At 59.5% G+C, this 16397-nt stretch carries 7 protein-coding genes; 3 read left to right on the plus strand and 4 right to left on the minus strand.

Features of this window, described 5'->3' with window-relative positions; all coding sequences use genetic code 11:
* On the plus strand, positions 1–184 hold a 184-nt coding region (locus J3U88_RS33215), incomplete at its 5' end, for a hypothetical protein (protein ID WP_207863526.1).
* A 1106-nt stretch (positions 185–1290) separates the two neighbouring features.
* Here J3U88_RS33215 and J3U88_RS33220 read toward each other — a convergent pair.
* The 3 genes from J3U88_RS33220 to J3U88_RS33230 form a co-directional block, all read right to left on the minus strand.
* On the minus strand, positions 1291–2955 hold the full coding sequence (locus J3U88_RS33220) for an anthrax toxin-like adenylyl cyclase domain-containing protein (RefSeq protein WP_207863527.1): 1665 nt from the start codon (positions 2953–2955) through the stop codon (positions 1291–1293).
* A gap of 118 nt (positions 2956–3073) precedes the next feature.
* Positions 3074–3535 carry a CesT family type III secretion system chaperone gene (locus tag J3U88_RS33225; RefSeq protein ID WP_207863528.1) on the minus strand — a complete coding sequence of 154 codons (462 nt, stop codon included), beginning with the start codon at positions 3533–3535 and terminating at the stop codon, positions 3074–3076.
* A gap of 705 nt (positions 3536–4240) precedes the next feature.
* Positions 4241–11311, minus strand: a complete 7071-nt coding sequence (locus tag J3U88_RS33230; RefSeq protein WP_207863529.1) for a polymorphic toxin-type HINT domain-containing protein — start codon at positions 11309–11311, stop codon at positions 4241–4243.
* A gap of 479 nt (positions 11312–11790) precedes the next feature.
* Here J3U88_RS33230 and J3U88_RS33235 point away from each other — a divergent pair, with 479 nt between their 5' ends.
* Positions 11791–14949, plus strand: coding sequence for a protein kinase domain-containing protein (locus tag J3U88_RS33235; RefSeq protein WP_207863530.1), 3159 nt, complete (start codon positions 11791–11793; stop codon positions 14947–14949).
* A gap of 68 nt (positions 14950–15017) precedes the next feature.
* Entirely contained in the window at positions 15018–15620 is a 603-nt protein-coding gene (locus tag J3U88_RS33240) for an ECF-type sigma factor (RefSeq protein WP_207863531.1), read from the plus strand.
* Positions 15621–16211: 591 nt separating this feature from the next.
* Here J3U88_RS33240 and J3U88_RS33245 read toward each other — a convergent pair.
* Positions 16212–16397, minus strand: a 186-nt coding sequence (locus tag J3U88_RS33245; RefSeq protein WP_207863532.1) for a hypothetical protein, incomplete at its 5' end; no start/stop codon positions are given.

A 16397-nucleotide genomic window follows, 5' to 3' on the forward strand; every position in this document is an offset into this window, starting at 1 on the left:
TCCCACCCGGATCGTGACCATCATGACACGGCACACCCAATACCTCGATGTCTCCCATTTCCAGTGCGTTCCGCCTGCCTGTCCCCCCGTTTCTTCCTGTACGCCTTCAGCGTACCTCGAACGATCAATGCAAACCCAGGGTGCGCACCCGTCTGCTTCGCGCCGGGTCCGCGCCCTGGGCTGAAATCCTGCACGGCGTTGCCGTGCCACCGGTTCCCACGCCGGCATCCCACCCGGATCGTGACCATCATGACACGGCACACCCAATACCTCGATGTCTCCCATTTCCAGTGCGTTCCGCCTGCCTGTCCCCCCGTTTCTTCCTGTACGCCTTCAGCGTACCTCGAACGATCAATGCTAACCCAGGGTGCGCACCCGTCTGCTTCGCGCCGGGTCCGCGCCCTGGGCTGAAATCCTGCACGGCGTTGCCGTGCCACCGGTTCCCACGCCGGCGTCCCACCCGGATCGTGACCATCATGACACGGCACACCCAATACCTCGATGTCTCCCATTTCCAGCGCGTTCCGCCTGCCTGTCCCCCCGTTTTTCCCAAGATGTCACGCATTTCCAACCCGTTTCGCCTGCCTGTCCCCCGTTTCTCCTGTTTGCGTGGCTCCTGTACGCCTTCAGCGTACCTCGAACTATCGATGCTAACCCAGGGTGCGCACCCGTCTGCTTCGCGCCGGGTGCGCACCCTGGGCTGAAATCCTGCACGGCGTTGCCGTGCCACCGGTTCCCACGCCGGCGTCCCACCCGGTTTGTGCCCATTTTTGCGGCGCGGTCGATTCGCCGGCGTCCCACCCGGATTGTGCCCATTATTGAGCCGCGGTGGATTCGCCGCCGTTCCACCCGGTTTGTGCCCATTTTTGCGCCGCGGTGGATTCGCCGCCGTTCCTCCCGGTTTGTGCCCATTTTTGCGCCGCGGTGGATTCGCCGCCGTTTCATCCGGCTTGCACCGATTTTTGGAAAACGCCTTGCACCGTGCAAGCCTCCGCCGATCCCAAAACCGGCAATGGGACGCTAGCCCGATTACCGGTGGCAGGGTGAAGCCCTGCAGGATTTCAGCCCAGCGTTGGTCAAAGGCGCGCAGCAGACCTTTGGCCAACGCTGGGTTGAAACCCACCCCGGCCCGCGCGCTGAAGGCGCGCCGGAGCATCCCTCGCGGAACCGGCATTTTGCACATGCCTGTCACCACCTTGCCCCACATTGCCTTCTTGAGGGACGGCGCCGAGCGGCACCGCCCCTTTCCACTCAGAGGCATCCTGAAAACGCGGGGCGTGCGCGTAGGACTTAGACGTCCTTCACCGCGCCGGCTGCCTCGGCGGGTTTGGCCGTTTTCGTTTGGGCGGTCGCCTTGGCCTGAGCCAACGCTTCTTTCGCACCCATCTGGCGGACGTGGTATTTCTCACCAAGGCTCAGTTCGGATTCTTTTCTATTAAGGAATTTCGTCTCCTCCGCAAAGTCGCTTTCGTTGAGTACGCTCAGCCCTGCTTTGCCAAATTGGCTACGCGCGCTGATTTCGGAGCGGGTCTCATGGCGAAGCCCTGGGTGATGCTCTTCCCATTTGGGGTTGCTTTCGAGAATGTGCCGCCCCTGCGCCATGTCATGCCAAATGTCGGGAAGATCATCGATTTCCACCCGGCGCGCGTTGCCGGAAGAAGTGAACATTAAAACAAAATCATCCATCTGTGGATCGGGGTTGCTTGTTTCCGGCCCATGATGCACCACGCGCGGCGTATCGCCGGTCATTTTTTGGTTACATTCTTCAATAAAGTGTTTGTCCCAAGGCGTTACCCCGCCTAAATCCGTCGTTGGCGGTGCAACGTTTTCATTGGGGTCTCCCTTTTTCAAGTGACTGAAGGAGCGTTCCGCCCACTTCCGATCCGGGCATGCGGCGAAAAGGTCGTAATCCGCCGTTACCGGGTTCACGTTGCCGCCGTCCGAGTACCCGACCACCATCAAGGGCTCAAAATCGCCGGCTTTCGCCTCAGCCGCGCCTTTGCCGGGGGGCGCAACCATAACCTCGAAACCCCCCGCCTGTTTTTCGATGAGGAAGGTCCGTTCTTTGGCGGGGTTTTGGGGGTCTTGCGTCGTGAAGGGCTTGCCGGGTTCGAAGTTCTCCGGGAGAATCTTGAGCGAAATCAGTTCATTGAGCCGGTTCTCGCTCAAGCGCAAGGGCGCGGCCGCAACAGGACTGCCGTTCGCGTCCAAGCTCTGATCCAACTTGCCGCGGTACTTAACCACCTCCGCGGCCTTGCCTGCCAACTTGCTCAAATTCTGGTCCACGGGAATGAAACCCGCCTGGGGACCCCAATCGGCACTCTTGCCTTTAATATCCATCCCTTTGGTTCCAAACCCTTCATCAATTAAGGTGGTCGACAGGGTGTTCACCGGCCGTACAAACAGAAAGGCTTTGCCCTTAGCCACGGCTTTGAAATCCTGCCAGTGTTTGAGGGTAATACCGCTCTCTTGCCAATCGGCAAATTCCGCGGGGCCCATTTTGACAATCGTTTTGGCTTGGTCGACATTGAGGGTTTTGTCCGCGATAAAGTCCATCATCCCCTGAGTCGTTTGGCGGGTCATTTCCGCCGTGAAATGGGTGGTGTTAAAACGCGTGTTCAAGGTCGCGGCATGGTTGGTTTGCGCGGGCGCGCCATGGTTCGTTTGCAGGGGCGCGCCCTGGTTGGTTTGCGCGGGCGCGCCATGGTTCGTCTGCGCGGGCGCGCCATGGTTGGTTTGCGCGGGCGCGCCATGGTTCGTTTGTGCGGCCGCGGCGACTTGCATTTGCCGCGGTGCCGCTCCCTGGAGGTTGGGCCCTACCGGGGGCTGCCCCGGTCCTTGGGCTCTTCCCGGATAGACCCGACGGGGCTGACGCACGGCACCCGGTGCAACGGGCTGACGGGTTCGATTGGACCTGCCGCGGATTGCGTTAAAAATAGAAGATAGGCCTGACATGATGGAACTCCTTAAAGAAAGGCGTCGTCGCCCATTTGAAACACGGATTGGATCGACGGCCGATTTAGGTTGATGGAAACGGTTGCCCCACGAGGGAGCCAGGGTTTAAATGCCGAAATTAAGCAAAGTTGATAAACCCCGGCGTGGTCGCTTGAGCGAGGGTCAAGGGCAATACCTCGGTTTCCGACGCGTTGTTTTGTTGGAAGGCGCGTTGCCGTTCCTGCACCGCAAGCGCGAAATTAAAAAGGGTGTTGGCAAAGGTCTGGTGACCCAACTCGGCAATCGATAAAAAAGCATGTTGCTCGAGGATATTGCGGGCCTCGTTGAGGGCGACAAAACAACCGGGACTGTTTTTCTCAAAATGGTTCGCCCCCAGTGCTTTGCGTAAAAGCGTGGGATTGTTGGTATCAACGCCTCCCAGATCCGAATGCAACAGGCAGTGGCTTCCTTCCTCGGTCAATTGCAGACCGAGTTCCACGCCGTCAATGCAAAGCGCGCAGAAACCGCCTTCGTCCAGATTTAATTCCGGTGAGAGGTCGCGCAACCAATGGTTCACCTCGTTGACATACTCCTGATTCATGGGGGAATACCTCCTTCTTAAGGGTTAGGGCTGCAGACTTTTGGGATCGAATCTCAGTGCCACCCCGCGACCGGGCACAGGGGTGCCCATGCGCGGCATGGCCGGGCATGGGCACAGCTCGCACCCGCCAAGGTCGCGTCGAGGCAATCAAGGACCGAGGTTCGCATCACGGTGGCTCGTGGATGGTACCGGCCGCCGCGGTGGCGGGATCGGGTATCACCCGGATAGAAAACAGGTTTTCCCACCGTCTTCCAGTGCGCCGACGACCGCGCAAAAACGCGGCTCTGGCCGATAAGCCGTACGGTACGCGACAACAAAGCCTGTTTTTTGATAGCTATACGGAAAGGTGATGTCTTGTCGACATCAAAAGACGCCTTCGCGTCGTCTCTCTGCCTCCTACCACGCGACTAAAACCCAAAAGGTGTGTGCGCTTGCTCACGTTTTTCCGCACACTGAAGAAAAAACAACACAACCAGAAAGATAACACCACCATTCGAACGCAGGAATCCAGCACCTATCCACCTGGCCAAATCCAAATTAACTACCTTTTATTCAACTGTTTAAGACAAATCCTTGAACAGCTCATCGGTCATCCCCGAGGTCGATTCCCCCGTTTTTCAGGAGGCCATCCAGCTACCGCCTAACATAAAAAGGCGCCGGTCCCAGACCGGCGCCCCTTGATGCGATCACTTGGTGTTCGCGTGGTTAGAAGAAAAACCCTTCATTGATACGCCCTTGGGCATGGGTCACTTTGAGGTTGATGTTGGGATGGATGCTCCGAAAATCGCGGATCACCCGTGAACAGGAACGGCAAGGCGCGCGCGGCGTGAACATTTCCAGATTCCCTTTCACCTTCGGGTTACGGCGAATCTGGCGGTGGATGTAATCCAAAATCTTGATTTCGGTATCTTGGCTCCGATCCCAACCGTCGACACGCGCTTTAAAGAAGCGCTCACGTTGGAAGCTCACCTCGCCGTCGACACCAAAATCCTTGGCACCACTCACGGCCACCCGTTCGCGCACCGGTCCACCTTTCACCCGAAAACGGGCCACCGCGATGTTTTTCCCGTCCGCGGAGCGCAGACCGGAACGCACGTATTGGTTCTGGATTTGGCGCGCGCGTTCGGCAATACACAGGTTATGGACCAGCACGGCCTCTACCGGACGCACACCGAGCTCAGCGCCGCGTTGGTTGACGAAATAGGTATGCGCCCCGGCAACTTCAAAGTTGTAAACCCGGAACACACCTTCGTCAAAACGCAGGCCATTGACTTCCACCGTGCGCCCGTCAAACCCAATCAACAGATCGCCGGGTTTGAGTTTTTCGGCCTCGATCCAACCTTCGCCCTGTACATAAAACGGGTGTTCCGTCGTGGTTTCGATTTGCTGATCGCCCAAATCCACGGTGACCAGCGTGTTCACCTGATTGCGGAACAGGCGGGTCACGGTGTTGGTTTCGGTTCGACCGGTTTCCTCGTTCCAGGACCAGACTCGATCACCCACGGCAATCTCGGCAATCGGTTTGCGCCCGTCTTCGGTAACCACCTCGGTTTTTTCGGTGAAACACTGGGCAACCTTGGTCAAGGCACGGGGTGCCGCACGCACCGAACGAACCGATTTCGCCACGGAGGAACGGAAAAACCGGAACGCGTGCCGTCCGGCCCGAACCAAGGGTGAAAACAGCTTGCCAACCGTGCCGAAAGCCAGGCCGCCGAGGCCGCCGGCGATGAACCCGCCGACCATGTAACCAAAAAGTTCGGAGCCGCGATAACCGTTGATTGCACCCATGGTGAAGGCTTCGATCCCACCGAACAAGGTCCCGAATGCGGCCATGGCGAGCAGGTTACCCGAGGCAAACACCGGGGTTCCAATGGCACCGGCCACGGCCCCAATCAGGAAACCGGCCAGCAGGCCTTTCCAGGTTTTGCCGGAGCTCCAGTCCCATTCAACCGGATTGTAGTTACCGCCGTTGACGGCGACACCACCCATGTAGGCCCCGATCAAACCACCCAGCACGATGAAAAACAGCAGCATCGCCAGACGACCGTCGGGATCGACGGCGCTGGTGGGGTTGCCATTGGTGAAGGTGTAGGGCGAGAGGAATTGCCCCTCGGGATCGGGGGTGAGGAAGGAAGCGGTGAGCGGGTCGTAATAGCGGGCGCCGAAATCGTACAACTGGGCTTTTGCCAGGTATTCTTTGCCGCCGAATTTGGGGCGGAAATCGTCGGTGCCGCTTGATTCGACCGGCATGCCGTAAGGTGTGTAGTGCATGGTGGCGGTCACTTGGCCGTTTCCGTCGGTGACCAGGCTGGTGCTAAACACCTGATTGCTATGGAAGTAACGAACGGTACCCGCGACGGGAACCCCGGCGCCGTTGGCACCGGCGCTCATCCCCGCGACGGCGCTGGGATTCAGTACCACGAGCAGCAGGAACAACAGCCCGTTGCCGAACGCACGCCGCGGCGTGTGACGACGCAGATAGTCGGTGGCAACCGGAACGGTGTTCAGCCGGGCGGGCGCCCAGCGCGCCAGATGAGACCGCAGTCGACCCAGTCGTGAACGACGATGGGCGGCGCGCAAGCCGAGCAAGGCAAACAGCGCAAGCCAGGCCGAGGACAAGGCAACCGCGACAAGGGGGAAGGTCCAAGGTGAATCGGCGACGGCGGTCAGGGCGGTTTCACCCCGTGACAGGGACCAAAACCACAGACCGGCGGCGCTACCGGGATCGAACATGCCGCCTTGGTGCCACTTGGAAGCCGCCCGTCCTTGGCCGGCACGGGTCACGGCCACCTCGGGTTTTGACGGGCCGGCAATATTGAGCGTGGTTTGGTAACGACCGGAAGCGGTATGCACCACTTCAAAGCCCTCGGCAAGGTACAAGGTGGTTTCGCCGCTTTCGGTCCATTTCGACAAAAGCTGACCGGCAACATCGTAGGTGGCGCGCATGATGTCCTGCCAAGCACCGTTGCGTTGCTGTCGGTGGCGGATGCGGCGCATCATGCCGTCGGAACTCCAGGTATAGGCAAAGGCGCTCCCGTCGTTCAATTCGGTGCGGTTGCGCCGACCCTGGCGGTCGTAGCTGAATTGATGCCCGCTGCTCGCGGAAATCACTTGGTTCACCGCGGCCAAGTCGTAGGTGAATTGGGTGTCGTTGCGCGACATCAGGTTTCCGTTCCCGTCGTAGCTGTAGTCGATGGTGCCGTAAATCCCGGTCGCCTTGGTAAGCCGCAAAGCGTTGTCGTATTGAAAGCTTTGGCCGGCGTTGGTTTGGGCGCCCTCGGTGATCGCGGTGATCAAGTTGGCGTTGTTCCACTGGTAGCGGGTATCGAGCAGCGCGGTGTTGCCGCGTTTGAGCGAACGGCTCAGCAGGCGCCCGGTGCTGTCAAATCCGTGACGGGTCACCAAACCGTTGCCGTGGGTAATGCGACCCGGCAAGCCGATCCCGCTGTATTCGTCGTAAGCAAGCAAGGTTTTAAAGCTGCTTTCACCGGATTCTTTCAAGCGAATTTGGGCCAAATGGCCCTCGCCGCCGTAGGTGTGTTCCACAACGGAACCGTCGGGGTGATTGATGCGTCTGAGCCGGCCGCGGGGATCAAAGGTCCGGCTGGTGGCCCAGGTTTTGGTCGCCGCCGCGGTGGCAAAAGGTGCAAAACCCACCTCAACGGCGGTATGGGTTAAATTGCCGTTGGTGTCGTAGGCCATGGTCCACGTGGCCGGATCCCGATCACGCATCACCTTGGTGAGTTGACCGCGCCCGTTTTGAACGGCCGATGCATCGTAGCTGAGTGTGTAGGTGACGTTTTCGTCGAAGTTGCGGTTGTCGATGTGTTCTTCGCTGGTGACGCGATCCATGGCGTCATAACCGAAGCGCACCATGATGGTGCCGTGGGTGGTCCGCGTCAAACGCCCATGGGCGTCGTAAGCCAGGGTTTTGGTGCCGGTATCGTCTTCCTCGATGCGGGTCTGCAGACCCCGGGAGTTGTAACGGTAACGGCCGGTGCCGCCGCCGTCTTGTTCAATCAGCCGGTCCATGGCGTCGTAACGCAGGGTGGACAGGGTCCCGTCGGGCGAACGTTTGCGAATTTCGCGACCCAGCACATCGTGCCAGGTATTGAGGATCGCTGAGGTACTTTCGCCGACCCGGCCCGGTTCGTAGGTGGCGGTTGCCTGGTACTCACCGAAGAGATCGTGACCATAGGAAAATTTGGCCCAAGAACCGTTGGGTTCGTCGATGCGTTCCATCAAACCGCGATCCCCGTATCGGATCACACTATACGCCGGTCCCTCGTCGGCAAAGTAGGTCGGGGTTTTGCCCACGAGACGACCCGCGGCATCGAATTTAAAGCGGGTGACCCGCGTTTTGGTGGGACTCGGCCCTTTGGCCTCCTGGCGAATTTCACGCAATAAGCCGTCGTAGTACACGCGTTCCCAGGTCCAGTCGGCGGTGTTGCTCCCGTTCCAATCATCGCGGTAACGGGTCTCCACGTAATAACCCTTGTCGCGATCAAAAGCGTAACGCAGGGTTTTCACCAGGGTCTCGCGACCTTGTGGATTGGGTGCGTAATGGGCCGTGGGTCGGCCGTGCGCATCGTAGGTAATGCGTGTTTGGTTGCCGTTGGCGTCGGTGGTCGTCGCGGTTTCGCCCCAGCGCGCGGCGTAGCTTGTGGTTTGGGTTAAACCCGCGGCGGGGAAACGGGTGGTCACGGGGAAGCTATGGTATTCGGCGTCGTAGGTCACGGTGGTGGTGTTGCCCAGCGCGTTGGTGTGACCGGTCTGGTTGCCGAAACGATCATAAGTAAAGGTTTCCACGGCCCACCGGTTGGATTCATCAAGGTAGGTTTCCAGCTTGGTACGGTTGCCGTGGGTATCGTAGCCGAAGCGGGTTAAGGCGAGGTCACCCGTTACCATGCGCGAGAAGTCGACACTGCTCGGGGTGGGAACGCTGTTGCGTGCCATGGTTTTGCTCGCGCTGGGAAAACCCAGCATCCAATCTGCCTCATTGTTTTGGTATTGATGGACGGTGACCCGATCATCCGCCGTATCATCGGGATCGCCTTTGCGCCATGTCGTCAGCAGGTTGCCGTAAGCGTCATAGGTCATCTCGGTTTCGTGTTGAAAGGTTTTGCCGCCCGCGTATTTACGGCCGCTGACAACCTGGGTGTTGTGAACCATCCAAACCCAATCGTTGGCGGTGGTTTCGGCCGCAACGGTAAAGCGTGTTTCTTCAATGACGGACCAGCGGTACTGGGTGTATTCGCGCGCCACGGTTCCCGTTTTCGGGAAGCTTTGGTGGTATTCGCGGACCTCGTTAATGTTCGAGGTATTGTTGAGGCGACTGACATGGCCAAAGCCGGCAAAACCCAAAAACGGATGGATCATGCCGTCCATGTAACCCATGGAATAGGTCATGTCGGTCCCAAGACCGGGTTTGAGGGTGTATTCGTTGACGACCACGGTTGATCGCGGCGCGGGAATCAATTCCCCAAACGGCTGTGCACCCCCATAGCGGGCCTGGCTCAAGGGACGGTAACTGATGCGGACACCGCCGCCAAAGGGTTCCTTCACCTCGTAAACGGCCTCAACCACCAGCGGGCTACGCGACTCAATTAACTTCAGGGTGTCGCGGTCATCGTCGCGCAGTAGTTGATCCACACGTCCGTCCAGGTTGAGGTCGGCCATGAAACTCAGGCTGCTGTCGATGCCGTCCTCGGCAAACAAGACGGGGCTGCTGTCAAAGTTGGGCACCCCGTTGCGGTTGTAGAACACCCAGGTTTTTTTCGCGGAATGATCACGCCAGAAAATATCGACGGCTTTGTCGTTGTTGGCATCGCCAAACCACAGACGATCCTGGCTGGGATCGACGTCGTTGCCCAGTCGGGCCAGTTCGGTTTCGACAAAAGTGGTTCCCGTCGAAAGTAAGCCGTGGAGTGGTTGCCCGGTGCCGGATGAACCAAAAACCACATCGGCCAGGCCGTCGCCGTTGATATCGGTGATCCAACGCTGTCCCGCAAAGGTGTATCGGTCGAAAAAACCGTCCTCGGCGTTTCCGCCGGGCTGGGCGTCGTACCACTTCTCTTTGGCGGCAAAGCGATCACCGAGGTTGCGCATCACGTAGATATCGCCATCGTCGGGATTGAGTAAATCGCCGTCGTCGACGAGGATCAAATCGGGAAGCGTATCGCCGTTGACATCGGCCAACCATTGGAAGGTCGCATCCAGTTTAATCTCGATGTTGTGGCTGCCGAAACGGGTACCCCGTGCCGCGAAACCCGTCCCGTCGCCGTATTGAACATAATAGGTGCGTCGGTCGTCATCCATGTAGGCAATGTCGATCATCCCGTCGCCGTTCATGTCGGTGACCCATTCGGCGGCGGTGGTATACACACGTAGGTTGGGATCGCGACGCCCCAGTAAATTCAGCGCGACCTGGCCGTTGCTGTCGCGCGACACCATGGCCAGTTTGCCCGCGTCGTCGAGATCGTGGTCGTGGTACTTGAACAGGTAATCCAAACGGCCGTCGCCATTCATGTCGACAACCCAAATGGAAGCGGACCGCAAGAAACGGAAATCGAGGTTGCGCACCACGGATTGTTTGAACTGGCGCGTGCCGTCCTCGCCCGCGACATTTTCCAACAACCGAACCTGGGAACGGTAGGTTCGGCCGGGTGCGTTGACCATGTAAAGGATGTCGGTCCAGCCGTCTAAATTCCAATCGATGAAACGCGCGGTTTGGTTCAAATCGCCCAGATCCGTCAACCCCGAAACCGCCATATCGCGGGCCGCCCAGGCGCGTTTGCCGGGATCTTGCCAGGAAAATTCGGTCGGCTCAAAGCAGGACCAGGTTGCGTCACTTCGGTAGCCGCAGCGTTCGACAGACTGCACCAGGGAGCGGTTGCTGCTGTCGCTGAGCGCGTAGGTTAATCGGTAACGGGTGACGGGGGTTTCCTTCAGGTAGGCGGTGACCGTCGTCAGTTGGTGGGCCACATCCAGCGCTTTGCCCGCGATGTAACGGGTTTGGGTTTGGAAGCGGCGGTAATCGAAACGCACGCTGCGTTTTGGGGCCACATCTGAACCGTTGCCGGTGTAATCAATCCGCGACACCAACAAGTAACCGGGCGTTCCGGTTTGGTATTGGTAGCGAATGTAGTTGCCGTTGATGTCCTGGTTGCGGTTCAGGCCCCAGGCTCGAATGCGGCCGTCGATATGGGTCGCGGCCGCGTTGTCGGCGCGACCGAATTCCATCGAGGCGCCGGTTTTGAGATGGACTTCAAACCAGGCGTCGGCGTCGTCCATGTCGCCGTGACCAATGACCTTGGTCCAGCTTTCGCGTTCGGTGCGGTAGACCGTCCCGTCACGACCGTAGGCGGCATTCATGGCCGCTTGCGTCGTGAGTTGGTTGCCGTTTTTATCGGCCACGGCCACCAAGCGCTGCCCGTGCAAACTGAGTCGGTCTTTGTCAACGCGGTCAAAACGAACCGGTTGGTAACGGCCGTCGATGCGTTCGATTTGCCCGACACGGGTCACGGCACTCAGGCCGGTTAGGTTCCAGCCGACACCCAGGATGCCGTCGCCGGCTTGGCTGTGGTACTGCAAGGCCAGGTTCGGTTCCACGCCGTTAATGCCGGGCGGAACCTCAATGGGAATGGTATAAACGGCGCCGCCGTTGGCGTCGACCGTGAATGCGCCCTCGATGCCGCCCGCGTCGGCGGCGATCACCGGGTATCGGAAAAGACACGCCGGCAGAAGGCAGAGGAGGAAAAGTTTTTTAAGCATCATTCAGCCTCATGAATCAGTGAATTAATGCGCCATGGAAACAGGTTTCGCCGAAGACCGACACGCCTGTTTTCAGCGCGATACCCCTTCCCGTCGCCGGCCCGCGCTTTTGTTCAGAAAAAAATAAAAAAAATCGAAAGAACCACGCGCAGCGCCTCCACAAACAATGGAGAAAATCCGCCGGCGAACCCGGCACGATCTTCCCACCGGCCCGCTTGAATTTAGCGAGATACACCCCTTTTTGGCTTTGCAGGATCTTTCACAGTATTTCTAAATATTGGCCCACAAAAATTCGATTTGGCTATCATAGGGGTTGTTTTTGGGTTGCCCGCCGACCCCATGCGGGGGGGGTGCTTACCCCGCCATTCATGAAACCATTGCATTTGCGTTACCAGGGTGCGCCACAACGTTTCCTTCGAACCAATGACGTGGGTAAGGCAAACCGAACCTCGTCGAACCCGACCCCTAGGGAGGCTTGCCTCGTGTCGGCTCAACTTAAAAAAGAGAGGCACGCGTTCCAGTTGTTGATGGACGCGTTGGGCATGCCACCCGAACAGCGACACACCTGGTTACAGGAACGCTGCGGTAACGATACCGACCTGCTGCGACTGGTCACCGAACGCCTCGCGGTGGAAGAAGACATGGACTTCTCCCTACTCCTCGGCGATCAACCCCCGGAACGCTTGGGCGTCTACCGCATCATCGACGTTTTGGGCGAAGGGGGTATGGGCCTTATCTACGATGCGGTTCGCGAGGACGAAACCCAGTTACCGGTCGCCATTAAGGTGGTGCGCCAACACCTCGTCGGCGGCGACGCCACCCGCCGTTTTGTATTGGAACGCCGCATTCTCGGCCGCCTGAAGCATCCGTATATCTGCCAAATTTACGATTCGAACTTAACCCAATCCGGCCAGCCTTACTTCGTGATGGAGCGCATTCACGGGCAGCATCTCGATGTCTATTGTCGGGAGCAGGCATTAACCTTGGAACAGCGCATCGACCTTTTTCTTAAAGTATGTGACGCTGTCGCCTACGCCCACCAAAAACTGATCATTCACCGCGATCTCAAACCGGCCAACATCCTCGTTGATGAACACGGCAACCCCAAACTGCTCGATTTCGGCATCGCGGGATTGATTGATCCTGAAACCGGACGTCAAGAAACCCTCACCCGCGAGGGAACCAACCGGCTCTCCTTGGGTTACGCCGCCCCCGAGCAACTCAATGGGGAAACCTTATCGACCGCGTGTGACATTTACACGCTGGGTGTCATTTTGTGCCAAATCCTGACCGGGGTGCGCCCGTTCGCCGAGTACGAACACGCCCTCATGCTTATGCTGGAGCGGATGCGGAGCGAACCGGCCCCGCTCGCGGGTACCTTGTTGCGCCGCCTGTACCAGGATCCCCATCGTCAAGGTCGCCGGCCCGCCCTGCCGCGTTCCGCCACCAAAAAACTGCGCGGCGATCTGGACGCGGTGATCGCCACCTGCCTTGCCTATCAACCGGAAAAGCGTTATCCCGGCGTGGCGGCCCTGGCGAGCGATCTGCTCTGCTTCAAACACCGCCGGCCCGTCAGCGCCCGGCCCGCCTCACTTCGCTACCGCTTGACCTGCTTTGGGAAACGCAACGCCAAAGCGTTGGCGGTCGCGACCGTTATCGGCGCCATGTCGCTTTTTTACAGCGTCACGCTTTGGCGCCAATGGCACGAAATTCAGCTGGAACGCGAGATGAACGCCCAAACAGCCCGCTTCCTTCAGGATGTGTTCAGCCAAGCCGATCTTTTCGGTGGACGAAACCAACTCACGATTGAACAGGTTTTGGAAAACGCCACCGCTTCCCTCGCCTATCGCTACCGCGAACAACCCCTACAGCAGGCAAAACTAGGCACCGTGCTCGGGACCATGCAGCGCAACATGGGCCGTTTCGAAACCAGCTACCGGCTCTTGTCGGACGCGCACCAAATTTACGTCGCGCGGCACGGCGAGGATCACCCGCAAAGCATCCGCGCCGGCATGCTGCTCGGCCTGGTCGCCTTGGATCTGGGCCGCAACGATGAGGCGAAACCCTTGCTTGACCGCGCCGAGGCCTTTTTTAAGACGCATCCACGCGGGATGACACCGTTTGAGCCTGCCGCCGCCGTCCTCAACCGCTGTGAATGGGATGTCAAACAGCTCCAATTCGCCGCCGCCGAGGCCCGGCTGGCAGAAGTCGCCGCGATGGGGCCGCTCACCGAAGCACCGCTTGAACTGCGCACCCAGTACCACAGTCTGCGGGCCAATTTGGCCTTCGAACGGGACGATCTCAACGCCGCCGAGCGGGCCTTTCGCCGGCTGGAAACCCTGTTTGCCGAGCAACTCGGCCCCGACCATTTGCGCACACTCCAGGTCAAAGCGAACCTGGCCTCGGTTTACTCCAAGCTCGGCCGAACCGCCCAAGCGCTGGCCGAAATGGAACAAGCCGTGGCCGTGGTTCACGCCAAACTAGGCGACAACCATCCCATGGCAACCACCTTTCTGGTCGGTCAAGGCAACTTGGCCTTTAAGGCGGGCCGCTTCGACACCAGCCGCACCGCCTTTGAGGAAGCGCTGCGCATCCGTCGCAAGGTGCTCGGACCGGATCACCCCGATACCACCACGGTGAAAAACAACCTGGCGGTACTCCTCCGCCGTCAAGGTGAATTCGAAGCGGCCTTTGATTTGAGCCACGACGTCCTGGCCGATTGGCAACGTCACAAAGGCGCGCATCATCCCGACACCTTGCTCGCCAAACGCAACCTGGTTAAGGCCGCTTGTGGTTTGGGCCGTTTCAGCGACGCCCACACCCTTGCCGAACAAGCCTTGACCGGCGGGCGCGCCATGATCGAGGAAAACCCGTTACCGGCGGCGCGGGCGGCGCTGGGGCTCGCCCGAAGTTTGGCGGGTTTGAACCGCCGCGCCGAGGCCGAGGTCATGTTCGATCAAGCCGCGAGTTACTACCATCAAGCCCCGGACTGGGCCGCCAAAATAACCCTCCCGCTGATTGAAAAAGCCTGGCTCCAGGCCGAGGCCGGTGATTTTGAGGCGGCCCAACAGGGCGCCGAGCGGGTGCTTACCCTTTCCCGCCCCGGCAAAGATCAAGCCGTCACCCACGAGGCCGAGGCCGTTCTGGCCTGGGCCGCCCTTCACGGAGGCGATTGGGACGAGGCGGCCTGCCTGCTGGGCTTTGATCGCCCGACCAACGGCGCGGTCCAAGCTTCTCCTTACCGCGACTTCCAACAGGAGTGGGTGGTCATTCGAACCCTGTGGTTTGGCGGGCACCACGATCAGGCGCACCACCGCCTCTCCACTTTGACCGCGGTCGTGGAACGTCGCCTCGGCCGCGGTTCGCCGCAATGGGTTGCGCTGATTGGCTTGGGTACCTTGTTCGGCCTTAATGAGGCACCCTTCGGCCGACACGGCCTGATGGAGGCGTCAGCCACCTTGGCGGGCATGCAAATCCCACCGGAACACGCGATTGCGGTGCGTTTGGAATTGGCGAGCCGGCGGGATCAGGTTTCACCGACCGCCGTGTTGCGTCGCGCCATGCGCCGCAACCCCAACCTCGCGGCCGAATGGCAACACCGCCGTAAACCCAAGCCGGCGACCCGGCCAAGCCCAAACTGAAATAGAAAGGTGCGGGTAAATGTTTTGCTTGGTACCCGCCCTATTGTCCCTGTAATTGGAGTTTTCTTATGTTTAGCACATCCGTCGATCCCGCCAAATGCGCTGTCGACGACGTCACCTGTCTCATCAACCACTGGCGGCGCCACGGCGACGCCGCCCTCCATCATCTTTGGCAGGAAATCGGCGACGACTTAAAACGTTTGTCCATCAGCGTGTGGTCCGATTTCCTGGGCCCAACCGCCGCCCAGGCAACGCTGTCAGCCACCGATTTGCTCCACGAGACCTTTCCCAAACTGCTGGATTACCCGCTGTCACGCGACTTTGAAAACCGGGCTCAGTTCTATGCGCTGGTTAAATCGCTCATGCTCTACTTACTCCTGAATTACCGCCGTAAGAAAGGGCGCCGGGACCGCTACCGCCACCCGGACGAGGTCACTGCCTTGGCCGCGCCCGACATGCCCGCGCTAGATCTCGCGACGCTCACCACCCTCGAACAAGGCCTGCAGCGCTTACAAAAAATCGCCCCGCGCCAGGCCCAAATTGTGACCATGCGCTTTTTCGAGGATCAGAGTTTCCAAGCCATTCAGGATCAACTTTCCCTGTCTCGAACGACCGTTTACACCGACCTCAAAGCGGCGCTCCTCTTCCTGCGTCACCATCTCGACCCTTAAGCTGTGACAGGCCGAAAAGGCGGGAAACGAGGTGGAACCCAAGGGTTCCATCATCGGCGGCAGGGCGAAACCCGGCCGGATTTCAGCCCAGCATCGGCCAAAGACGCGCGCCATGGCTTCAACCACTGCCGGAATTGAGCTCTGGAAGCATCGCGCGCTGAAGGCCGACCGGCCCATCCCCCGTGTAATCAACATCTTACATTTACCTGTCCCCCAACTCTTTGGAAAACGCCTTGCACCCTGCACGCCCCCGTCGATCTCAAAGCCGGTCGTGGGACGCTAGCCCCGTTACCGGTGGCAGGGTGAAGCCCTGCCGGATTTCAGCCCAGCGTTGGCCAAAGGCGCGCAGCAGACCTTTGGCCAACGCTGGGTTTAAACCCACCCCGGCCCGCGCGCTGAAGGCGCGCCGGAACATCCCACGTGGAGCCAACATTTTACGGTTACCTGTCCCCCCAAATCTTGCGGCGCGGTGGATTCGCCGCCGTCCCCCCGGATTGTGCGCATTATTGCGACGCGGTGGATTCGCCGCCGTTCCTACCGGTCTGCGCCGATTTTTGGTAAACGCCTTGCACCCTGCACGCCCCGTCGATCTCAAAGCCGGTCGTGGGACGCTAGCCCGGTTATCGGTGGCAGGGTGAAGCCCTGCCGGATTTCAGCCCAGCGTTGGCCAAAGGCGCGCAGCAGACCTTTGGCCAACGCTGGGTTTAAACCCACCCCGGCCCGCGCGCGGAAGGCGCGCCGGAACATCCCACGTGGAACCAACATTTTACAGTTACC

The organism is Acanthopleuribacter pedis, assembly GCF_017377855.1.
Classification (GTDB): Bacteria; Acidobacteriota; Holophagae; order Acanthopleuribacterales; family Acanthopleuribacteraceae; genus Acanthopleuribacter; species Acanthopleuribacter pedis.